Raw genomic sequence first — 21,308 nt, forward strand, 5'->3', positions numbered from 1 at the left:
CTCCGAGCGCCCGCTCGAAGGGGTGAATCCCGCAGGTCCGGCGGATAGACCCCTGACGAGGGGGATCGTGGAGCGGGCCGGCCGCCCGCTCCACGGTGGGCGCGCGGACCACGGCCCGGCGCCCCGCCGCGGATCACGGCCGGGCGTCCTCGGCGGCGCGCCCTGGTCGCCTCCCCGGCGGGCCGTCCCGATGACCCGCCCCGGCGGCCCGCTCAGCCGAAGACGGCGAGGCTCTTGGCCTTGCCCTTCTGGTTCTCGACCAGCGCGAGGAACGCGCCCCCGGGTCCGAAAACGCCGACCGGCTTGCCCGCCTCGTACTCGTCGGGCATCTCCAGGCGTACGCCGTTGAGCAGCAGCCCGCCGCGCCGCTGGTCGACGTCCCAGCGCGCGAAGGCGGCGGCCGCGGCATCGGCGACCGGCATCACGGTGAGGTCCTCCTGGAGCTGGTCCAGGGTGCGGGCGGCGTCGATGCCGTAGGGGCCGACGCGGGTGCGGCGCAGCGCCGTGAGGTGGCCGCCGACACCGAGCGAGGCCCCGAGGTCGCGGGCGAGCGCGCGGATGTAGGTGCCCGAGGAGCAGACGACGGAGACGACCAGGTCGACGACGGCCGTGCCGTCCTCGGCGACGGCCTCGCGGACGTCGTAGACGCGGAAGGAAGAGACGGTCACCGGGCGGGCCGGAATCTCGAACTCCTCGCCGCCGCGCACCCGCGCGTACGACCGCTTGCCGTCGATCTTGATCGCGGAGACCTTCGACGGCACCTGCATGATGGCGCCGGTCAGCTCGGCGACCCCGGCGTCGATGCCCTCGCGGGTCACCTTCGAGGCGTCGGTGGACGAGATGATCTCGCCCTCGGCGTCGTCGGTGACGGTGTCCTGGCCGAGCCGGATCGTACCGAGGTACTCCTTCTCGGTCAGGGCGAGGTGGCCGAGGAGCTTGGTGGCGCGCTCAACGCCGAGGACGAGCACGCCGGTCGCCATCGGGTCGAGGGTGCCGGCGTGGCCGACGCGGCGGGTCCTGGCGATGCCGCGCATCTTGGCCACGACGTCGTGCGAAGTGAAGCCCGACGGCTTGTCGACAATGACCAGGCCGTCGGGCGTCTTTGCTGCGGTGCTCATTCGGTGGCGTCGTCCTCGTCGCCGGGCTTCTTGTACGGGTCGGCGTCACCGGCGAACTGGGCGCCCGAGGACACCTCGCGCACCGCGGCGTCGGAGGCCCGCGCCTTGTCGAGGAGGTTCTCGATGGTCTTGGCGTTCTCGGGGAGCGCGTCCGCGATGAACGTCAGGGTGGGCGTGAACTTCGTTCCGGCGGCGGCCCCGACCGCGGAGCGCAGGATGCCCTTGGCGCTCTGCAGGCCGGCCGCGGCGGCGGCCCGGTCCTCGTCGTCCCCGTACACCGTGTAGAAGACCGTGGCCTCCCGCAGGTCGCCGGTGACCCGGGTGTCCGTGATGGTGACGTGTGTTCCGAGGCGCGGGTCCTTGACGCCACGCAGCAGCTTCTCGGCCACCACCTCTCGGATGAGGTCCGCCAGCTTCTTCGCCCGCGCGTTGTCGGCCACTGGTCCTTCTCCTTCTCAAGCCTTGCTCGGTGTTCAGTCTTCGTCGCCGTGGAGCCTGCGTCTCACCGAGAGCAGCTCCACCTCGGGCCGGCCGGCGACAAGCCGCTCGCACCGGTCGAGTACGTCCGTCAGGTGCCCGGTGTCCCCGGACACCACCGCCAGGCCGATCTCGGCCCTGCGGTGCAGCTCCTGGTCGCCCACCTCCGCCGCGCTCACCGCGTACTTGCGCTGGAGCTCGGCCACGATCGGCCGGACGACGGAGCGTTTCTCCTTCAGCGACCGTACGTCGCCGAGGAGCAGATCGAAGGACAGCGTCCCCACATACATGGATGTCCGGATGTCCCGCCGGTACGGGTTAGAGGACCCCGCCAAAGCCTTGGCGGAGACATCAGAACCGTACCGGAACGGCCGGGGCCGATCGACGGAAATAATCTTCCCGCCGATCGGCCCCGACTGCTGAGGTACGGGTCAGCCTCGCGGACTAGCCGCGCGGCTTCTCGCGCATCTCGTACGTCGCGATGACGTCGTCGATCTTGATGTCGTTGAAGTTGCCGAGGTTGATACCGCCCTCGAACCCTTCGCGGATCTCGGTGACGTCGTCCTTGAAGCGACGCAGGCCCGAGATGTTGAGGCTCTCCGCGATGACCTTGCCGTCACGGAGCAGGCGCGCCTTGGTGTTGCGCTTGACCTCGCCCGACCGGACCAGGACACCGGCGATGTTGCCCAGCTTGGACGAGCGGAAGACCTCGCGGATCTCCGCCGTGCCGAGCTCGACCTCTTCGTACTCCGGCTTGAGCATGCCCTTGAGGGCCGCTTCGATCTCTTCGATCGCCTGGTAGATGACCGAGTAGTACCGGACGTCGACGCCTTCGCGGTCCGCCATCTGGGCCGCGCGGCCCGCAGCGCGGACGTTGAAGCCGATGACGATCGCGTCGGAACCGGTCGCCAGGTTGATGTCGGACTCGGTGACCGCACCCACACCGCGGTGCAGGACACGGATGTCGACCTCGTCGCCGACGTCGAGCTGGAGCAGCGAGGACTCGAGGGCCTCCACCGAACCGGACGCGTCGCCCTTGATGATGAGGTTGAGTTCCTGCACCAGACCGGCCTTGAGGGCCTCGTCCAGGTTCTCCAGGGAGAACCGCACACCCTTGCGGGCGAAGCGGACGTTGCGCTCACGGGCGGCACGCTTCTCGGCGATCTGACGGGCCGTACGGTCCTCGTCGACCACCAGGAAGTTGTCGCCGGCGCCCGGGACGTTGGTGAGACCGAGGACGAGGACCGGGGTCGAGGGACCCGCCTCTTCCACGTTCTCGCCCTTGTCGTCGAGCATGGCGCGCACCCGGCCGTAGGCGTCGCCCACGACCATCGTGTCGCCGACCCGCAGCGTGCCGCGCTGGACCAGGACGGTCGCGACGGCGCCGCGGCCCTTGTCCAGGTGGGACTCGATCGCGATGCCCTGCGCGTCCTGCTCCGGGTTGGCCCGCAGGTCGAGCGAGGCGTCGGCGGTGAGGACGACGGCCTCCAGGAGGGACTCGATGTTGAGGCCCTGCTTGGCGGAGATGTCGACGAACATCGTGTCGCCGCCGTACTCCTCGGCCACCAGACCGAACTCGGTGAGCTGACCGCGCACCTTGGTCGGGTCCGCGCCCTCGACGTCGATCTTGTTGACCGCGACCACGATCGGCACGTCGGCCGCCTTGGCGTGGTTCAGCGCCTCGATCGTCTGGGGCATCACACCGTCGTTCGCCGCCACCACGAGGATCGCGATGTCGGTGGACTTGGCACCACGGGCACGCATGGCGGTGAACGCCTCGTGACCCGGGGTGTCGATGAAGGTGATGCGGCGGTCCTCGCCGTTGACCTCGGTGGCGACCTGGTACGCACCGATGTGCTGCGTGATGCCGCCGGCCTCGCCCGCGATGACGTTCGTCTTGCGGATCGCGTCCAGAAGGCGGGTCTTACCGTGGTCGACGTGACCCATGACGGTCACGACCGGCGGACGCGCGACGAGGGACTCCTCGCCACCTTCGTCCTCACCGAACTCGATGTCGAAGGACTCGAGCAGCTCGCGGTCCTCCTCCTCGGGGCTGACGATCTCGAGGATGAAGTTCATCTCGTCCGCGAGCAGCTTCAGCGTCTCGTCCGAGACGGACTGCGTGGCGGTGACCATCTCGCCGAGGTTCATCATCACGCCGACGAGCGACGCCGGGTTGGCGCCGATCTTCTCGGCGAAGTCGGTCAGCGAAGCACCGCGCGACAGGCGGACGGACTGTCCGTTGCCGCGGGGCAGCATGACGCCGCCCACCGACGGGGCCTGCATGGCCTCGTACTCCTGGCGCCTCTGACGCTTCGACTTGCGACCACGACGGGCGGGCCCGCCGGGACGGCCGAAGGCACCCTGCGTGCCGCCACGGGCACCCGGGCCACCGGGACGGCCCTGGAATCCGGGACGACCGCCGAAGCCGCCGCCACCACCGGGAGCGCCGCCACCCGGACGGGGGCCGCCGAAGCCGCCGCCGCCACCGGGACGACCGCCGCCACCGGGACCGGCCGGACGGCCGGCGAAGCCGCCGCCGCCACCGGGACGACCGGCACCGCCGCCGCCACCCGGACGGCCACCGGGGCCACCGGGTCCACGGCCACCGGGGCCGCCACCGGGACGCGGGGCCGCGGCGGGACGCTGCGGCATCATGCCGGGGTTGGGACGGTTACCACCCGGGGCACCGCCCGGGCGAGGGGCGCCGCCCTGCGGACGGGGCATGCCGCCCGGGCTCGGACGGCCCGCACCCTGACCCTGCGGACGCGGAGCGCCGCCGGGGCCGCCCTGCGGACGCGGGGCGCCACCGGGGGCACCGGCGCCGCCGCCGGGACGGGGTGCGCCGCCGCCGGGACGGGGCGCCTGCGGGCGCGCCATTCCGGTGGAGCCACCCGAGGTGAAGGGGTTGTTGCCGGGACGCGGACCGGCCGGACGGGCACCGCCCGGACGGGGTGCGCCCTGACCCGCGGGGCGGGCCGGACGGTCGCCACCACGGCCACCGTCGCGCTGGCCGCCATCGCGCTGGCCACCGTCACGCTGACCGCCGGCCGGAGCCGGACGGGACGCGGCGGGACGCGGGCCGGGGGTGGCGCCTGCGGGACGCGGGGCCTGGGAGGGCGCCGCGGGCTGGGCCGGAGCCGGAGCCGAGAACTCGGCGGCGGGCACCGGGGTGACCGGGGCCGGCTTGGCCGGTGCGGGCTTCGGACCCGGGCGGGGGCCCGAGGCGGCCGGAGCCGGAGAAGCCGGAGTAGAGGGGGTGCTGCTCGCCGGGGCCGGGGTGACCGGCGCGGCGGGGGCCGTGGGCGCGGCGGGGGCCGGCTTGGGGGCCGGGGCGCCGGGCTTCGGAGCAGCGGGACGTGCCGCGGCGGGCGCCGCGGGCTTGGCAGGCGCGGCCTTGCGGGGCGCGCCGGGCTTGGCAGCGGACTTGCCGGCGTTGCCGCCGGGCCCCTGCAGTGCGTCAGTCAACTTGCGTACAACCGGCGCCTCGATCGTCGAGGACGCCGAACGGACGAATTCACCGAGTTCTTGGAGCTTGGCCATGACGACCTTGCTCTCCACCCCGAACTCCTTGGCGAGTTCGTATACCCGGACCTTAGCCACTTCGCTCCTTTTAGGTCCGGGTTACCGCCGGACCGTCGCTACTTCATGGGCGTACTCATCGCGTACTCATCGAGTGCTCATCGCAATCTCGACCTACTTCCAACTCGCGAGGTACCTGACCGCACGGGATTCCGTGCCGTACTTCTTCTTACGTTGCCGCCTGCTCGACGTAGTGCCGCATGTCCGCGGTGTCGAGCGCTTCCTTGACCTTGAAGGCCCTGGAGAACGCCCGGCGGCGGACCGCCTGGTCGAGACAGACCGAGGCGGGGTGGATGTACGCACCCCGGCCGGGCAGCGTACCGCGAGGATCGGGGGCGCAAGCACCCTCGATCGCCACGATGCGCAGCAGATCGCTCTTGGCCGCTCGCTCCCGGCAACCCACGCAGGTTCGCTCAGGGCAGGCGCGGGCATGCGTCCGGCCAGACACGTTTAGTCTACCTCCCCGTAGCGACCTCACCCCTTGGGGGCAAAAATCGAACGGTTGTTGTCCAGAAAGCTTCACCCTGCCCCGTCGAACCGGGGCAGGGCCACTTTTTATTCCCGCCCGACCGGTCAGTCCTCGTCCGGCTGCTCGGTGTCCGGGCGGATGTCGATGCGCCAGCCGGTCAGCCGCGCGGCGAGGCGGGCGTTCTGGCCCTCCTTGCCGATGGCGAGCGAGAGCTGGTAGTCCGGCACGGTCACCCGGGCGGAGCGGGCCGCGAGGTCCACGACCTCGACCTTGGAGACCCGGGCCGGAGAGAGCGCGTGGGCCACCATCTCGGCCGGGTCGTCCGACCAGTCCACGATGTCGATCTTCTCACCGTGAAGTTCGGCCATCACATTGCGGACCCGGCCGCCCATCGGGCCGATGCAGGCGCCCTTGGCGTTGAGGCCGCTGCGCGTGGAGCGCACCGCGATCTTCGTACGGTGACCGGCCTCGCGGGCGATCGCGGAGATCTCGACCGAACCGTCGGCGATCTCCGGGACCTCGAGCGCGAACAGCTTCTTGACGAGGTTCGGGTGGGTCCGCGACAGCGTCACGGACGGACCGCGCACGCCCTTCGCCACCCGCACGACGTACGTGCGAAGGCGCAGCCCGTGCGTGTACTCCTCGCCCGGCACCTGCTCCTGCACCGGCAGCATGGCCTCCATCTTGCCGATGTCGACCAGGACGTTCTTGGGGTCCTTGCCCTGCTGGACGACGCCGGTGATGACGTCGCCCTCACGCCCGGCGAACTCACCGAAGGTGATGTCGTCCTCGGCGTCGCGCAGGCGCTGCAGGATGACCTGCTTGGCGGTGCTCGCCGCGATCCGGCCGAAGTCGGAGGGGGTGTCGTCGAACTCCTTGGCCTCCTGACCCTCTTCGAGATCGGCCGGGTCTTCCTTCGCCCACACCGTGACATGACCGTTCTCACGGTCGAGCTTCACGCGCGCACGCCGGAAGCTGCCCTCGGTGCGGTGGTAGGCGATGAGGAGCGCCGACTCGATCGCCTCGACCAGCAGGTCGAAGGAGATCTCCTTCTCCCGGACCAGGCCCCGCAGGGCACTCATGTCGATGTCCACGGCTACGCCTCCTCTTCGTTGTCGTTGTCGATGTGACGTTCGATGTCACTGTCGTCAGAGATGTCGTTCTCGCTGTCTGCCGCGATCTCGTTCTTTCCGTCCTTGCGGTTGAACTCGATCTCGACCCGCGCCTTGGCGATCTCGGCGAAGCCGATCCGGCGGGCGGTGGGCTTGCGCCCCTTCACACCCGGGATCTCGGCGTCGATGCCGTCGTCGTCGGCCTTGAGGATGCGCGCGACCAGCTCGTCGCCGCTGTGCAGCTGGAGCCGGGCGAGGCGCCCGGTGGCCCGCAGGTAGTGCCGGAGTTCGGTGAGGGGGCGCTCGGCGCCGGGAGACGTCACTTCGAGGACGTACTCGTCCTCGCCCATGGCGTCGCTCTCGTCGAGCAGTTCGGAGACGGCCCGGCTCACTTCGGCGCAGGTGTCGAGCTCCACGCCCTCGTCGGAGTCGACCACGATCCGCAGCACGCGCCGGCGGCCTGCCCGGGCCACCTCGATCTCTTCGAGGTCCAGATCCTTCGCGCTGACGAGCGGTTCAACGAGACCGCGCAGCCTGTCGCTCTGGGTCGTGCTCATCCGGGTGACTCCTCGGCCGCGTCTGCTGTTGTGGGGGATCGTCGTCGCGCACGGTGGCCGCCCTCGGACCGCCGCCGTCAGATCAAAGGGTATCCGGTCCGGAAGGGTGTTGCCGTCCACGGCCCCGGGCCCGCGGGTACGCTCGCCTGCGGTGATCACTCGGTCACCGGCGGACCGGCGGCGCAAGGAGTGACACGTGGGGCACCCGGGGACCACACGACGGCGCGTGCTGGCCGTGACGGGAGTGGCAACGGCGGGCCTGCTGGCCGGCTGCTCGCAGGGCCCGTCCGAGAGCGGCGCCGCCGGGGCCCGCGAGGCGGCGGCCCGCGCGGAGACGGCGCTGCGGGCCAGCACCTCCGCCGCCAGCCGGGCGCTGGTCGCCCAGTACGACGCGGTGCTCGCGATGCACCCGGCGCTGCGGACCCGGCTCGCGCCGCTGCGCGACCAGAGCGCCCAGCACGTCACGGCGCTGGAGCCGGCGCCGCCCTCCCCCTCCGCCTCGCACCCGGCCACCCCTTCGCCCTCGGCCCCGAACACGGTGTCGACGGTCCCCGCCGACGCCGACGACGCCGTCAAAGAGCTCGCGGACGCCGAACGCCGCACCTCCGACGCCCAGTTGACGGCGCTCGCCACCGCGCCGCCGGAGCTCGCCCGGCTGCTCGCCTCGGTTTCGGCGTCCGGCGCCGGCCACGCCTATCTCCTCACCGGTGGTGCCTGATGGCCGAGCCCCTCGACGCGGCGCAGGCCGCGCTGGCCGCCGAGCACGCGGCCGTGTACGGGTACGGGGTGCTCGGCGGCCGGCTCTCCGGCGCCCGCGCCACCGAGGCCCACGACGCCGTGACCGCGCACCGCTCCCGCCGCGATTCACTGGCCCGTACGGTGCGTGACCTGGGCGGATCGCCGGTGGCCGCGGCCGCGGCGTACGCGCTGCCGTTCGCGGTGCCCGACGCGGCCACGGCGCTGCGGCTCGCCGCCGACCTGGAGGACCGGGTCGCGGGCGCCTACTCCGACCTCGTCCGCTCCGCCGAGGGCGCGCTGCGCCGGGACGCGGCCGCGGCCCTGCGGGAGGCCGCGGTACGGGCCGTGCGCTGGCGGGGCGGGAGCGTAGCCTTTCCTGGGCTCGCGGAACGACCGAGCGCGCCGGTCCCGCCGGCCAGTACCTGAGTTCCACCGGCGAGTACCCGAGTTCCACCAGCCAGTACCTGAGCAAGGGGCAATACACGTATGGCTTTCGAACCGCCTGAGCGGCTGGTACGCGCGCTCGGCGAGACGTACGGGGACGAGCTGGCCGGGCCCTGGCTCGGCCGGCTGCCGGAGCTGGCGGCGGACGCGGCCGCGCGGCGCGGGCTCGCCGTCGACCGGGTGCAGGCCCCCGGCGGCCGCTCCAGCCTGGTCGCCCTCGTACACCGCCCGGACGGCGCCCCCGCCGCCCTCAAGGTCGCCCCCGCCTTCGCCCGCCCCGACCTGGAACGCGCGGCTCTCGCGCACTGGAACGGCTGGGGCGCGGCCCAGCTCCTCGACGACGACGACGGTGACGACGACGCGCTCCTCGTGGAGCGGCTGCACCCCGAGGTGTCGCTGCGCTCGCTGCCCGAGGCGAAGGCGCTCCTGGAGGCGGCCGGGACGGTACGCCGGCTGTGGGTCGAGCCGCCCGGGGGCCACGCCTTCGAGACGGTGGCCGAGCGCACGGAGCGCCAGAGCGTGCCGATGCGGGCGCCACAGGACCCCGAACTGGCCCCGCTCGTCGCGGCGGCGCTGACGGCGCGCGACGAACTCGCCGCCTCCACACCGGAGTTGCTGCTTCTGCACGGCAACTTCCGCCAGAGCAAGGTGCTTTCGGGCGAGCGGGTGCCGTGGCTGACAGTCGGGCCCGAGCCGCTGGTGGGTGAGCGGGCCTACGATCTGGCGCGGTTGGTACGGGACCGGGTGGAGGACCTGATCGCGGCGCCGAGCGGGGCGTCCGCGGCCCGCCGCCGGGTCGGCAAACTGGCCGACTCCCTGGACGTGGACCCGGCACGGCTGCACGGGTGGACGCTGTTCCGCGCGGTGGAGTCGGGCCTGCGGGCGCGCGCGGCGGGCCGCCACCAGGATGCCGAACTCCTCCTGGAATTCGCCACCTGGCTCTGACACCGCCCTAGGCAGGTAGCCGGACGGGCTCAGGATCTGCATGCCGGGCGGCGCCGAGCAGCTGAGGGGCGCGGGGAACTGCGCGACCAGCCACGCACGGCCCGCAGCCGGGGTCCCTGGGGCTCCGCCCCAGACCCCGTTTCGGGCCTGAAGGGCCCTCGTCCTCAAACGCCGGACAGGCTGAGGATGCCCACGCTGGGCATACCGCCAAGGACAACCCACCCAGGGGCGCGGGGAACTGTGCGAGACGCGACCACGGCCCGCACATCAAAGCGGGGTAACGGGGCTCCGCCCCGGACCCCGGGCGGGCCGCCCTGCCAAGGGCAAGGCGGCCCGGGACCCGGTCAACGCGCCGTCAGGCGCTGAGGCGTGCGATCGCCTCGGCCAGCGGCAGCTCCTCGCGCTCGCCACTGCGACGGTCCTTCAGCTCGAAGACGCCCTCGGCGACCCGCCGCCCCGCGACGAGGATCTGCGGCACACCGATCAGCTCCGCGTCCGTGAACTTGACGCCGGGCGAGACGCCCGCCCGGTCGTCGACCAGGACCCGAAGCCCCGCCGCCCGCAGCTGCTCCGCCGCGTCGAGCGCCGCCTCGATCTGCGCCGCCTTGCCCGCCGCGACGACGTGCACGTCGGCCGGGGCGATCTCGGCGGGCCAGCACAGCCCCTTGTCGTCCGCCGTCTGCTCGGCGAGGGCCGCCACTGCGCGGGAGACGCCGATGCCGTACGAGCCCATGGTGACCCGTACCGGCTTGCCCTCCTTGCCGAGAACGTCGAGCTGGAAGGTGTCGGCGTACTTGCGGCCCAGCTGGAAGATGTGGCCGATCTCGATCGCGCGGTCGAGGGTGAGCCCGGCGCCGCAGGACGGGCAGGGGTCGCCCTCTTCGACGACGACCACGTCGAGGTAGTCGTCGACCTCGAAGTCGCGGCCCGCGACGACGTTCTTCGCGTGCGCGTCCGCCTTGTTCGCCCCGGTGATCCACGCCGTGCCGGGCGCGACGCGCGGGTCGGCGATGTAGCGGACCTTCTCCAGGCCCTGCGGGCCGACGTAGCCGCGTACGAGGTCGGGGCGGCCCTCGAAGTCCTCGGCCGTCACGAGCTCCACGACGGCCGGCGCGAGGTGCTCGCCGAGCTTGCCGAGGTCCACCTCGCGGTCACCGGGCACGCCGACGGCGACGATCTCGCCGTCCACCTTGACCAGGAGGTTCTTCAGGGTGGCGGAAGCCGGGACGCCGAGGTGCGCGGCGAGGGACTCGATGGTGGGGGTGTCGGGGGTGGCCAGCTCCTCGACGGGGCCGTGCGCGGAGCCGTCGACGGGGGTGGCAACGAACGTCACGGCCTCGGTGTTGGCGGCGTAGTCGCACGCCGGGCAGTCCACGAAGGTGTCCTCACCGGCGGCGGCCGGCGCCAGGAACTCCTCGGAGGCCGAGCCGCCCATCGCGCCGGAGACGGCGGAGACGATCCGGTAGTCGAGCCCGAGGCGCGCGAAGATCTTCTGGTAGGCGGCGCGGTGCAGGGCGTACGACTCGGCGAGGCCCTCGTCGGTGGTGTCGAAGGAGTACGAGTCCTTCATCTGGAACTCGCGGCCGCGCAGCACGCCGGAGCGGGGGCGGGCCTCGTCGCGGTACTTGGTCTGGATCTGGTAGAGCATCACCGGCAGGTCCTTGTAGGACGTGCACTGGTCCTTGACCGTCTGCGTGAAGATCTCTTCGTGGGTCGGGCCGAGCAGGTACTCGCCGCCCTTGCGGTCCTTGAGGCGGAACAGCAGGTCGCCGTACTCCTCCCAGCGCCCGCTCGCCTGGTACGCGTCCTTGGGCAGCAGCGCCGGCAGCAGGACCTCCTGCGCGCCGATGGCGTCCATCTCCTCGCGTACGACGGTGGAGATGTTGTCCAGGACCTTCTTGCCGAGCGGCAGCCAGGTCCAGATGCCGGCGGCGTTGCGGCGCACGTATCCGGCGCGGACGAGAAGCTTGTGGCTGAGCGTCTCGGCGTCCGCCGGGTCGTCGCGCAATGTCTTGGCCATCAGACGGGACATGCGCTGAACCTGGGCGGCTGCCATGGATTTCTCTCCTGTACGTGCACGGGGTGATGCCTGGAGGTTAGCCGGGCGGCCCGAGTGCGCGGAAATCCGTTTACGTCGTGGGCTCCCTGCGCAGCAGCGGAAGGGGCGCGCCCATCACGGCGTACGGCCGTGCCGCGCTCGGGAACTGGACCCGGCAGGCCAGGTCGGCGTAGCCGAGCGAGCGGTACAGGGCACGGGCGGGGCTCTCCGTGTCGATGGCGGAAAGGATCGAGCGGGGCTCGGTTGCGGTGGCGGTGATGGTGGTGATGAGCTCCCGGCCGACGCCCCGGCCCTGGAACCCGGGGTGGACGTGCAGCTCGGTGATCACGAACGCGTCGTCGAGCCACCCGTCGGCGCCGTTGTTGCGCAGGTACGGCTCGACGACGGTGGACCACCAGTGGGTGCGGTCGTTGGGCATCCCGTACACGAAGCCCACCAGGCGCCCGTCGGCCGTGGTGGCGCCGAACGCCCTGGCCCCCGGGTAGGTGAGGTGGCGCAGCACGATGTGGCGGCGTACCGCGACCTCGTCGGCGCCGAGGCCGAAGGCGACGGCCTGCACGGCGAGCGCCTCGTCCACGCGGGCCACGAGGTCGAGGGGCCCTACGGTCACGTCGGAGTCAGGAGCCATGGGCGCACCCTAACCTCACAACAGCTGCCTCAGAACAGCACGCTCATGAACGCCCCGGTCTCACGGAAACCGACCCGGCGGTAGCAGGCGCGGGCGGGGGCGTTGAAGTCGTTCACGTAGAGGCTGACGAGCGGGGCGATGTCCGCGAGGGCGTACCGCAGGACGGCCGCCATGCCGGTGGCGGAGAGGCCCCTGCCGCGCTGTTCGGGGGCGACCCAGACGCCTTGGATCTGGCAGGCCTGGTTGGTGGCGGCGCCGATCTCGGCCTTGAAGACGACCTTGCCGTCCTCGATACGGGCGAACGAGCGCCCCGAGCCGACGAGTTCGGCGACGCGGGCCTGGTAGAGCAGGCCGCCGTCGCCGGCGAGCGGGGAGACGCCGACCTCCTCCGTGAACATGGCGACACAGGCCGGCATGATCACGTCCATCTCGTCCTTGCGGATGCGGCGGACGTAGGGGTCGGGCTCGATGTCGTCGGGCATCCGCTCGGTGACCATGAGCGGCTGGTGCGGGCGTACGTCGCGGGCGGGGCCCCAGTGGGGTTCGAGCAGCCGCCACAGCTCGGCGGTGGGCTCGGCGGGGCCGACGATCGAGGAGCAGCGGCGTCCGGTGCGGCGGGCGCGGTCGGCGAAGGAACGTACCGCCTCAGGGGTGGCGCAGATCGGTACGAGGTTGGCGCCGGAGTAGCACAGCGAGCGGAGCCTGCCGTCGGCGTACCAGCCCCACATCTCGCCGCCGAGCCGCCAGGGGTCGAGGCCGGCGATCTGTACGCGCGAGGTCACGAAGGCGTTGGCGACCGGGTCGCTCTCCAGGATGGCGAGCGCCGCGCCGAGGTCGCCGGGTTCGAGGACCCGGGTGGTGGTCTGCGTCAACACGAGGGGGCCTCACGGTACGGTCTGCTGATCTCCGCACTGTACCCGCCACCCCCACCTCCACGCCCTGGGGCTCCGCCCGCTCGGCACGGGGTGCCCTACAGGGGCGCGGGACTGTGTCTGCTGCGCGGCTCCGCCGCGGTGGACGCGGGCGGGGCCTGCGGACCCCGGGTGCCCTACAGGGGCGCGGCGAACTGCGCGGGTGACCCAACACGGTCCGCAGACGAGAGCCGGGCCCCTGGGGTTCCGCCCCAGACCCCGGAGGAGGCCCCACCCCGCCCCTTCCCGAAACCCTCCGGGGGCGGGAAAGGGGCTGAGGTACAGACTCCTGGGGCTCCGCCCCAGACCCCGTTCGCGCCTTAAGAGCGCTCGTCCTCAAACGCCGGACAGGCTGGAGTTGCCGCCCGGCATCGAGTAGTTCAGGGGCGCGGGGAACTGCGCGACCAGCCGAATCCGGGCCCGCGGGAGGGGATCAGCCCGCTACCGACACCTGCGGCTCGCCGGAGGCAATCCCGTCCTTCTCCATCTGCTCCGCGATCTTCATCGCCTCATCGATCAACGTCTCCACGATCTTCGACTCCGGCACCGTCTTGATCACCTCGCCCTTGACGAAGATCTGCCCCTTGCCATTGCCCGAGGCGACGCCGAGATCCGCCTCGCGGGCCTCGCCGGGGCCGTTCACGACGCAGCCCATGACGGCGACCCGCAGCGGAACCTCCATGCCTTCGAGGCCCGCCGTGACCTCCTCGGCCAGCTTGTACACGTCGACCTGGGCGCGCCCGCAGGACGGGCAGGAGACGATCTCCAGGCGGCGCTGGCGCAGGTTGAGCGACTCCAGGATCTGGATGCCGACCTTGATCTCCTCCGCCGGCGGGGCCGAGAGCGAGACGCGGATGGTGTCGCCGATGCCCTCCGCGAGCAGCGCGCCGAACGCCACGGCCGACTTGATCGTGCCCTGGAAGGCCGGCCCGGCCTCCGTCACACCGAGGTGCAGCGGGTAGTCGCACTGCGCGGCGAGCTGCCGGTAGGCGTTGACCATGACGACCGGGTCGTTGTGCTTGACCGAGATCTTGATGTCGCGGAAGCCGTGCTCCTCGAAGAGCGAGGCCTCCCACAGCGCCGACTCCACCAGCGCCTCGGGCGTCGCCTTGCCGTACTTCTTCAGCAGGCGCGCGTCGAGCGAACCGGCGTTGACACCGATACGGATCGGGGTGCCCGCGTCCTTCGCCGCCAGGGCGATCTCGCGCACCTTGTCGTCGAACTGCTTGATGTTGCCCGGGTTCACGCGCACCGCCGCGCATCCCGCGTCGATCGCCGCGAAGACGTACTTCGGCTGGAAGTGGATGTCGGCGATCACCGGGATCTGCGACTTCCGGGCGATCGTGGCCAGCGCGTCCGCGTCGTCCTGCGTGGGGCAGGCGACCCGCACGATCTGGCAGCCGGACGCCGTCAGTTCGGCGATCTGCTGCAGCGTCGCACCGATGTCGGACGTACGCGTCGTGGTCATCGACTGGACCGAGACCGGCGCGTCACCGCCGACCGCCACCGTGCCAACCTGGATCTGACGGCTCTTGCGACGCTCGGCGAGCCTGGTCGGCACATCCGGCATTCCCAGTGAAATCGCAGTCATCTGCTGTGCAACCCCAAGGTGTGGATCATGGTCCCGAGATCGGCGGGCTCCAGCCTTCGAGGTTACGTCACCCGGAGGGTCCCGGGTGCACGGTGCCCCCGGAGTTCACGCGAAGGTGCGCCCCCCGGCACGAGGGCGGCCAGGTGGCCGCCCCCTCGCGCCGTCAGGTGAGCTTCACCGGATTCACCACGTCCGCGACGAGGACGAGCAGGGTGAAGCAGATGAAGATCCCGGCCACCACGTACGCCACCGGCATCAGCTTCGCCACGTCGAACGCACCCGGGTCGGGCCGCTTGAGGACGCGCGCCACGGTGCGGCGCAGCGACTCCCACAGGGCGCCGGCGATGTGACCGCCGTCCAGGGGCAGCAGCGGCAGCATGTTGAACAGGAACAGCGACAGGTTGAAGCCGGCGAGCAGGAACAGGAACGTCGCGACGATGTTCTGCGTCGGGGCGTCCAGGTTGAGCACCTCGCCGCTGAGGCGGGCCGCGCCGACCACACCGACCGGTGAGTCGGCCTTGCGCTCGCCGCCGTCGAAGGCCGCGTTCCACAGGTCGGGGATCTTGCCGGGCAGCGCGACGATGGAGTGCACGCCGTTCTCCACCATGTCGCCCATGCGGTTCACGGACTCGCCGAAGGTGAGCGGCTTGATCTCCGTCTTGGGCGAGAAGCCGAGGTAGCCGGCCGGGACGTACTGGTCGGGGACGGCCTGGCCGTCCGCGTCCTTCTTGAGGACCATGTTCTTTTCGAGCGTGGGGTGCAGGGTGACCTGCTGGCCGGCGCGCTCCACGGTGACGGTGGCCGGGCCGATCGTCTCGCGGATGCGGTCGGAGAGGTCGGACCAGTTCTGCACGGGCTTGCCGTCGAAGGCGACGATCTTGTCGCCGACCTTCAGGCCGGCGGCCTCGGCGGGTGAGACCTTGTCGCCCGCCTTGCAGGTGTCCCGGTGCTCGCTCTGCGCGATCACGCACTTCTGGACGCCGGCGACCTGGGTCGTCTCGGCGGCCATGCCGAAGCCCATGAGCACGCTGAGGAAGATCGCGACCGCGAGGATCAGGTTCATGAACGGGCCGGCGAACATGACGATGACGCGCTTCCAGGGCTTGCGCGTGTAGAAGAGCCGGTCCTCGTCGCCGGGCTGGAGCTCCTCGAAGGCCGCGGCCCGGGCGTCCTCGATCATGCCGCGGAACGGCGAGGTCGACCGCGCCTCGATGCGGCCGTCGGCGCCGGGCGGGAACATGCCGATCATGCGGATGTAGCCGCCGGCGGGGACCGCCTTGATGCCGTACTCCGTGTCGCCCTTCTTGCGCGACCAGATGGTGGGGCCGAAGCCGACCATGTACTGGGGCACGCGGATGCCGAAGAGCTTGGCCGTGGAGAGGTGGCCGAGCTCGTGCCAGGCGATGGAGATGAGCAGCCCGACGGCGAAGAGCACTATGCCGAGGACCGTCAACAGGATCGTCATGCGCGTGCCTCCGCTGTCGCCTTCACCGCGAGTTCGCGGGCCCGGGCGCGTGCCCAGGTCTCCGCTTCCAGGACGTCCGAGACCGTGAGGGAAGTTCCCGCCCGCGGCGTGCCGTGTTCGGTGACGACCTCCGTCACCGTCTCCATGATCCCGTTGAACGGGAGCCGCCCGGCGAGGAACGCCTCCACGCACTCCTCGTTCGCGGCATTGAACACCGCCGGAGCCGTCCCGCCCAGTTCCCCCACGCGCCGGGCGAGTCCCACCGAGGGGAAGGCGTCGGTGTCGAGCGGGTAGAACTGCCAGGTCGAGGCCTTGGTCCAGTCGAAGGCGGGCGCGGCGTCCGGGACCCGCTCGGGCCAGCCGAGCCCGATGGCGATCGGCCCGCGCATGTCGGGCGGGGTGGCCTGGGCCAGCGTGGACCCGTCGGTGAACTCCACCATCGAGTGGACGTAGGACTGGGGGTGGACGACGACCTCGATGCGCGAGAAGGGGATGTCGTAGAGCAGGTGGGCTTCGATCACTTCCAGGCCCTTGTTGACCAGGGTCGCCGAGTTGACGGTGATGACCGGTCCCATCGCCCAGGTGGGATGGGTGAGCGCGTCGGTGGGGGTGACGTCGGCGAGCTCGTCCTTGGTGCGGCCGCGGAAGGGCCCGCCGGACGCGGTGACGACGAGCTTGCGTACGTCGGAGCGCTTGCCTGCGGCCAGGGCTTGGAAGAGCGCGGCGTGCTCGGAGTCGACGGGGATGATCTGGCCGGGTCCGGCGAGCGCCTTGACGAGGGGGCCGCCGACGATCAGCGACTCCTTGTTGGCGAGCGCGAGGGTGCGGCCCGCCGAGAGCGCGGCCAGCGTCGGGGCGAGCCCGATGGAGCCCGTGATGCCGTTGAGGACGGTGTGGCAGGGGGACGCGGCGAGTTCGGTGGCCGCGTCGGGGCCGGCCAGGATCTCGGGGAGCGGCTCGCCGCCGTACTGCGCCGCCAGCGCCTCGCGCAGCGCGGGCACGGCCTCCTCGCGCGCCACCGCGACGGCGCGGACCGAGAGCCGCCGGGCCTGCTCGGCCAGGAGCCCGACCCGGCCGCCGGCCGCGGAGAGCGCGGTCACGCGGAAGCGGTCGGGGTTGCGCAGGACCAGGTCGATGGCCTGGGTTCCGATGGACCCGGTGGATCCGAGGACCACCACATCGCGTCGGCCTTCGGCCGGATCGAAGGCGATGTGGGGGTCGGCGAGGGGGGCTGGGCTGTCGCTCATGCCCCCATTGTTGCCGCATCGGCTGTGCGCCCGGACAGCGCTCCTGTCAATAAGACCGGGATGAGTGTGCGCGGGTGGTCCGGGATGAGTGTGCGCGGGGCGCCCGGCGCAGTGTGCGCGGGGCGCCCGGCGCAGGCGCGTCCGCGGCCGGAGCGCCGGAGCGCCGGAGCGCCGGAGCGCCGGAGCGGAACGAGCCGCTCCGGCACCCTCGCTCCCGTACCCGATCAGCGAATCGGGCGGTGGACGTTGTCCCGCCGGGCCGGTCCCGGGGTGGCGTCCGCGATCCACGGGCCGTCGCCGGACGGGTCGATGACGCCCTGCTCCAGCCAGGTGTACGCGCCGGCGAGCACCTCGTCGACGACCTTGCGGTCGAGGTCGTCGGTGTTGCTCCACAGTCGGGTGAAGAGTTCCTCGACACGGATGCGGGACTGGCGGCAGAAGGTGTCGGCCAGTTGGACCGCCTCGCGGCCGTTCTCACCGGCGGCCCGCAGGTGCTCGGCCCGTACGCAGGCCGCGCTCATCGCGAACAGTTCGGCGCCGATGTCGACGATCCGGCCGAGGAAGCCCTGCTTGGTCTCCATCCGGCCCTGCCAGCGCGACATTGCGTAGAACGTGGAGCGGGCGAGCTTGCGGGCGGCGCGCTCGGCGTAGCGGAGGTGCTGGGCCAGTGGCCCGAACTCGCTGTAGGAGTTGGGCAGTTGTCCCGGCCCCGCGACCAGTTTGGGCAGCCACTTCGCGTAGAACCCGGCCGCGTTCGCGCCCGCCTTCGCCTTGTCCTGGAGCGTCTTGTCGGGGTCGATGAGGTCGCCGGCGACCGACAGGTGGGCGTCGACCGCCTCGCGGGCGATCAGCAGGTGCATGATCTCGGTGGAGCCCTCGAAGATCCGGTTGATGCGCATGTCGCGGAGCATCTGCTCGGCGGGGACGGCCCGCTCGCCGCGCGCTTCGAGGGAGTCCGCGGTCTCGAAGCCGCGGCCGCCGCGGATCTGGACCAGCTCGTCCGTCATCAACCAGCCCATCTCGGAGCCGTACAGCTTGGCGAGGGCGGCCTCGATGCGGATGTCGTTGCGGTCCTCGTCGGCCATCTGCGCCGACAGGTCCGTCATGGCCTCCAGGGCGAAGGTGGTGGCGGCGATGAACGAGATCTTCGCGCCGACCGCCTCGTGCCGGGCGACCGGACGGCCCCACTGTTCGCGTACGCCCGCCCATTCGCGGGCGATTTTCAGACACCACTTGCCACTCCCGACACACATCGCGGGCAGCGAGAGCCGGCCCGTGTTGAGGGTGGTCAGGGCGATCTTGAGACCGGAGCCCTCGGGACCGATCCGGTTGGCCGCCGGGACGCGCACCTGGTGGAAGCGGGTGACGCCGTTCTCGATGCCGCGCAGGCCCATGAAGACGTTGCGGTTCTCGACGGTGACACCCGGCGAGTCCGCCTCCACCACGAAGGCGGTGATGCCGCCCTTGTGGCCCTCGGACTTCGGCACCCGGGCCATCACGACGAGCAGGTCGGCCACGACCCCGTTGGTGGTCCACAGCTTCACGCCGTCCAGGACGTACGTGTCGTCGCCGTCGGGTACCGCGGCGGTGGCGAGCCGGGCCGGGTCGGAGCCCACGTCGGGCTCGGTGAGCAGGAAGGCCGAGATGTCGGTACGGGCACACCGGGGCAGGAAGGTGTCCTTCTGCTCCTGGGTGCCGAACAGCTTCAGCGGCTGGGGCACGCCGATCGACTGGTGCGCGGAGAGCAGCGCGCCGATCGCGGGGCTCGCCGAACCGGCGAGGGTGAGCGCCTTGTTGTAGTAGACCTGGGTGAGCCCCTGGCCGCCGTACTTCGTATCGATCTTCATGCCGAGCGCGCCGAGCTCCTTGAGCCCGTTGACGACGTCGTCGGGGATCTGCGACTCGCGCTCGATGAGCCGGCCGTCGACGCGGGTCTCGCAGAAGTCGCGCATCTTGGCGAGGAAGGCCTCGCCGCGCTCCACGGCCTCGGGGGCGGGCTGGGGATGAGGGTGGATCAGATCGAGGCGCAGCCGGCCGAGGAAGAGTTCCTTCGCGAAGCTGGGCTTGCGCCAGTCCTGCTCGCGTGCGGCCTCGGCGACCTGGCGCGCCTCGCGCTCGGAGACCTTGGGCGTGTGCTGTGGTGCGGTCATAGAGGGGTTCTCCTCGCCGCGGGCTGACGGGTGCGGGCGGCTGCCCGTTACCGGGTGGTGCTACCCGTCCGTATGTACCCGATTCCCGGGAGTTGGACCACCCTCGCTGCTGCCCGGGCGTACGACGGCGGCCGGAACCCCCGCACAGTGGGTTCCGGCCGCCGGTCTCGTGGCGCCTTCGGCTACAGGGCGAGGCCCGTCAGGACGAGGACGCGCTCGTAGGTGTAGTCGTCCATGGCGTAGCGGACGCCCTCACGGCCGACGCCGGAGGCCTTGGCGCCGCCGTACGGCATCTGGTCGGCGCGGTAGGACGGCACGTCGCCGATGATCACGCCGCCGACCTCGAGGGCACGGTGGGCGCGGAAGGCGGTCTGCACGTCGTGCGTGAACACCCCTGCCTGGAGGCCGTACTTGGAGGCGTTGACCGCGGCGAACGCCTCGGCCTCGCCGTCCACCTTCTGCACGGTCAGGACGGGTCCGAAGACCTCTTCGCAGGCGAGCGTGGTGGCGTCCGGGAGCTCGGTGAGCACGGTAGGCGCGTAAGAGGCGCCGTCGCGCTTGCCGCCGGCGAGGAGCTTGGCTCCGGCCGCGACGGCCTCGTCGACCCAGGACTCCACGCGCCGGGCGGCGTCCTCGCTGACCAGCGGGCCGACGTCGGTGGCGGAGTCGGACGGGTCGCCGGTGACCTGCGCCTCGACCGCGGCGACGATCTTCGGGAGCAGCCGGTCGTACACGGCGGCGTCCGCGATCACGCGCTGGACGGAGATGCAGGACTGGCCGCCCTGGTAGTTGGAGAAGGTGGCGATGCGGGTCGCCGCCCAGTCCAGGTCCTCCTCCGAGGCCCAGTCGGCGAGGACGACGGCCGCGCCGTTGCCGCCGAGCTCCAGGGTGCAGTGCTTGCGCGGCACCGAGTCCATGATCGCGTAGCCGACCTTGTCGGAGCCGGTGAAGGAGATGACCGGGAGGCGGTCGTCCTGGACCAGGGCCGGCATCTTGTCGTTGGCGACCGGCAGGATGCTCCACGAGCCGGCGGGCAGCTCGGTCTCGGCGAGCAGCTCGCCGAGGATGAGCCCCGAGAGCGGGGTGGCGGGGGCGGGCTTGAGCACGATGGGGGCGCCGACCGCGATGGCCGGCGCGACCTTGTGGGCGCACAGGTTGAGCGGGAAGTTGAAGGGCGCGATGCCGAGGACGACGCCCTTGGGGAAGCGGCGGGTCAGGGCGAGACGGCCCACGCCGCCGCCGTCGGTGTCCAGGCGCTGGGCCTCGCCGCCGTTGAAGCGGCGGGCCTCCTCCGCGGCGAAGCGGAACACCGACACCGCACGGCCGACCTCGCCGCGGGCCCACTTGATCGGCTTGCCGTTCTCGGCGGAGATCAGCTGGGCGATCTCCTCGGTGCGCTCGGCGAGGCGCTTGGAGACGTGGTCGAGGGCGGCGGCCCTGACGTGCGCCGGGGTCGCCGCGAACTCCTCCACGACGGCGTGCGCGGCGGCCACGGCCTCCTCGACCTGGCGGTCGGTGGGCACACTGACGGAGGCGACGAGCCGGCCGTCCCAGGGCGAGGTGACATCGAAGCTGTCGTCGCCGGTGGCCTCGCGGCCGGCGAGCCAGAAGGGGGCGTGGGTAGAAGTCATGCGTTCACGGTAGGGCGCGGTGGGGAGCTGTGCGTTTGTCCGAGGTGGAGTGGTACGCCGCGAACGTACGCCGCTTTGTCAGCCCCGCCCGGCCCGGCCCACCGGTGACCACCCCGACCGGCCCGACCCGCCGTGACACATCCCGGCGCGCGAACGAGCCATGCCGGGCGGTGCCCCGGTCTGC

The 21,308-nt window shown here is 71.8% G+C and carries 18 protein-coding genes; 3 read left to right on the plus strand and 15 right to left on the minus strand.

What is annotated here, in order from left to right:
- Positions 1-212: 212 nt before the first annotated feature.
- From truB to rimP, 7 genes are all read right to left on the minus strand, one after another.
- Positions 213-1,118: a tRNA pseudouridine(55) synthase TruB gene (gene truB / locus AB0D31_RS17115; protein ID WP_362723175.1), complete on the minus strand. Its 906-nt coding sequence runs from the start codon at positions 1,116-1,118 to the stop codon at positions 213-215.
- Positions 1,115-1,558, minus strand: a complete 444-nt coding sequence (gene rbfA, locus AB0D31_RS17120; RefSeq protein WP_362723178.1) for a 30S ribosome-binding factor RbfA — start codon at positions 1,556-1,558, stop codon at positions 1,115-1,117. Before rbfA ends, truB begins: the two co-directional genes overlap by 4 nt.
- Positions 1,559-1,591: 33 nt before the next feature.
- On the minus strand, positions 1,592-1,885 hold the full coding sequence (locus tag AB0D31_RS17125; RefSeq protein ID WP_362723181.1) for a DUF503 domain-containing protein: 294 nt from the start codon (positions 1,883-1,885) through the stop codon (positions 1,592-1,594).
- 154 nt (positions 1,886-2,039) lie between these two features.
- Positions 2,040-5,198: a translation initiation factor IF-2 gene (infB, locus tag AB0D31_RS17130; RefSeq protein ID WP_362723183.1), complete on the minus strand. Its 3,159-nt coding sequence runs from the start codon at positions 5,196-5,198 to the stop codon at positions 2,040-2,042.
- 148 nt (positions 5,199-5,346) lie between these two features.
- Positions 5,347-5,625 (minus strand): YlxR family protein, encoded by a 279-nt coding sequence (locus AB0D31_RS17135; protein ID WP_362723186.1) that lies wholly within the window; start codon positions 5,623-5,625, stop codon positions 5,347-5,349.
- 125 nt (positions 5,626-5,750) lie between these two features.
- Positions 5,751-6,740, minus strand: coding sequence for a transcription termination factor NusA (gene nusA, locus AB0D31_RS17140; RefSeq protein ID WP_362723189.1), 990 nt, complete (start codon positions 6,738-6,740; stop codon positions 5,751-5,753).
- 2 nt (positions 6,741-6,742) lie between these two features.
- A complete protein-coding gene (gene rimP / locus AB0D31_RS17145; RefSeq protein WP_362723192.1) occupies positions 6,743-7,315 on the minus strand; it encodes a ribosome maturation factor RimP in 573 nt (190 codons plus the stop codon).
- A gap of 196 nt (positions 7,316-7,511) precedes the next feature.
- On the opposite strand from rimP, the gene AB0D31_RS17150 reads away from it, so the two are divergent.
- The 3 genes from AB0D31_RS17150 to AB0D31_RS17160 are packed head-to-tail and all read left to right on the plus strand — an operon-like array spanning position 7,512 to position 9,442.
- On the plus strand, positions 7,512-8,033 hold the full coding sequence (locus tag AB0D31_RS17150; RefSeq protein ID WP_362723195.1) for a hypothetical protein: 522 nt from the start codon (positions 7,512-7,514) through the stop codon (positions 8,031-8,033).
- Entirely contained in the window at positions 8,033-8,479 is a 447-nt protein-coding gene (locus AB0D31_RS17155; RefSeq protein WP_362723198.1) for a ferritin-like domain-containing protein, read from the plus strand. Before AB0D31_RS17150 ends, AB0D31_RS17155 begins: the two co-directional genes overlap by 1 nt.
- Positions 8,480-8,539: 60 nt before the next feature.
- Complete coding sequence (locus tag AB0D31_RS17160) at positions 8,540-9,442, plus strand: aminoglycoside phosphotransferase family protein (RefSeq protein ID WP_362723201.1); 903 nt, start codon at positions 8,540-8,542, stop codon at positions 9,440-9,442.
- Between the two features lie 355 nt (positions 9,443-9,797).
- On the opposite strand, the gene AB0D31_RS17165 is transcribed toward AB0D31_RS17160, so the two are convergent.
- The 8 genes from AB0D31_RS17165 to AB0D31_RS17200 all read right to left on the minus strand — a co-directional run bounded on the left by AB0D31_RS17165 (position 9,798) and on the right by AB0D31_RS17200 (position 21,124).
- On the minus strand, positions 9,798-11,498 hold the full coding sequence (locus AB0D31_RS17165; RefSeq protein ID WP_362723204.1) for a proline--tRNA ligase: 1,701 nt from the start codon (positions 11,496-11,498) through the stop codon (positions 9,798-9,800).
- 73 nt (positions 11,499-11,571) lie between these two features.
- Entirely contained in the window at positions 11,572-12,129 is a 558-nt protein-coding gene (locus AB0D31_RS17170; RefSeq protein WP_362723206.1) for a GNAT family N-acetyltransferase, read from the minus strand.
- A gap of 29 nt (positions 12,130-12,158) precedes the next feature.
- Positions 12,159-13,004: a GNAT family N-acetyltransferase gene (locus tag AB0D31_RS17175; protein ID WP_362723209.1), complete on the minus strand. Its 846-nt coding sequence runs from the start codon at positions 13,002-13,004 to the stop codon at positions 12,159-12,161.
- A gap of 469 nt (positions 13,005-13,473) precedes the next feature.
- Positions 13,474-14,631 carry a flavodoxin-dependent (E)-4-hydroxy-3-methylbut-2-enyl-diphosphate synthase gene (gene ispG / locus AB0D31_RS17180; protein ID WP_328308959.1) on the minus strand — a complete coding sequence of 386 codons (1,158 nt, stop codon included), beginning with the start codon at positions 14,629-14,631 and terminating at the stop codon, positions 13,474-13,476.
- 163 nt (positions 14,632-14,794) lie between these two features.
- A complete protein-coding gene (locus AB0D31_RS17185; RefSeq protein WP_362723213.1) occupies positions 14,795-16,096 on the minus strand; it encodes a site-2 protease family protein in 1,302 nt (433 codons plus the stop codon).
- Positions 16,093-17,343, minus strand: a complete 1,251-nt coding sequence (dxr, locus tag AB0D31_RS17190) for a 1-deoxy-D-xylulose-5-phosphate reductoisomerase (RefSeq protein ID WP_362723216.1) — start codon at positions 17,341-17,343, stop codon at positions 16,093-16,095. The genes AB0D31_RS17185 and dxr overlap by 4 nt, the downstream gene beginning before the upstream one ends.
- A 224-nt stretch (positions 17,344-17,567) precedes the next feature.
- Positions 17,568-19,493 (minus strand): acyl-CoA dehydrogenase family protein, encoded by a 1,926-nt coding sequence (locus tag AB0D31_RS17195; RefSeq protein ID WP_362723219.1) that lies wholly within the window; start codon positions 19,491-19,493, stop codon positions 17,568-17,570.
- Between the two features lie 182 nt (positions 19,494-19,675).
- Positions 19,676-21,124, minus strand: a complete 1,449-nt coding sequence (locus AB0D31_RS17200) for an aldehyde dehydrogenase family protein (protein ID WP_362723221.1) — start codon at positions 21,122-21,124, stop codon at positions 19,676-19,678.
- Between the last annotated feature and the right edge of the window lie 184 nt (positions 21,125-21,308).

Source organism: Streptomyces sp. NPDC048361 (assembly GCF_040651795.1).
In the GTDB taxonomy this organism is placed as follows: Bacteria; Actinomycetota; Actinomycetes; order Streptomycetales; family Streptomycetaceae; genus Streptomyces.

Excerpts from the sequence above, each read along its gene's own strand:
- truB (WP_362723175.1), bottom strand. The coding sequence starts at position 1,118 with ATGAGCACCGCAGCAAAGACGCCCGACGGCCTGGTCATTGTCGACAAG.
- AB0D31_RS17125 (WP_362723181.1), bottom strand. The coding sequence starts at position 1,885 with ATGTATGTGGGGACGCTGTCCTTCGATCTGCTCCTCGGCGACGTACGG.
- rimP (WP_362723192.1), bottom strand. The coding sequence starts at position 7,315 with ATGAGCACGACCCAGAGCGACAGGCTGCGCGGTCTCGTTGAACCGCTC.
- AB0D31_RS17155 (WP_362723198.1), top strand. The coding sequence starts at position 8,033 with ATGGCCGAGCCCCTCGACGCGGCGCAGGCCGCGCTGGCCGCCGAGCAC.
- AB0D31_RS17160 (WP_362723201.1), top strand. The coding sequence starts at position 8,540 with ATGGCTTTCGAACCGCCTGAGCGGCTGGTACGCGCGCTCGGCGAGACG.
- AB0D31_RS17165 (WP_362723204.1), bottom strand. The coding sequence starts at position 11,498 with ATGGCAGCCGCCCAGGTTCAGCGCATGTCCCGTCTGATGGCCAAGACA.
- AB0D31_RS17170 (WP_362723206.1), bottom strand. The coding sequence starts at position 12,129 with ATGGCTCCTGACTCCGACGTGACCGTAGGGCCCCTCGACCTCGTGGCC.
- ispG (WP_328308959.1), bottom strand. The coding sequence starts at position 14,631 with ATGACTGCGATTTCACTGGGAATGCCGGATGTGCCGACCAGGCTCGCC.
- AB0D31_RS17185 (WP_362723213.1), bottom strand. The coding sequence starts at position 16,096 with ATGACGATCCTGTTGACGGTCCTCGGCATAGTGCTCTTCGCCGTCGGG.
- dxr (WP_362723216.1), bottom strand. The coding sequence starts at position 17,343 with ATGAGCGACAGCCCAGCCCCCCTCGCCGACCCCCACATCGCCTTCGAT.
- AB0D31_RS17195 (WP_362723219.1), bottom strand. The coding sequence starts at position 19,493 with ATGACCGCACCACAGCACACGCCCAAGGTCTCCGAGCGCGAGGCGCGC.
- AB0D31_RS17200 (WP_362723221.1), bottom strand. The coding sequence starts at position 21,124 with ATGACTTCTACCCACGCCCCCTTCTGGCTCGCCGGCCGCGAGGCCACC.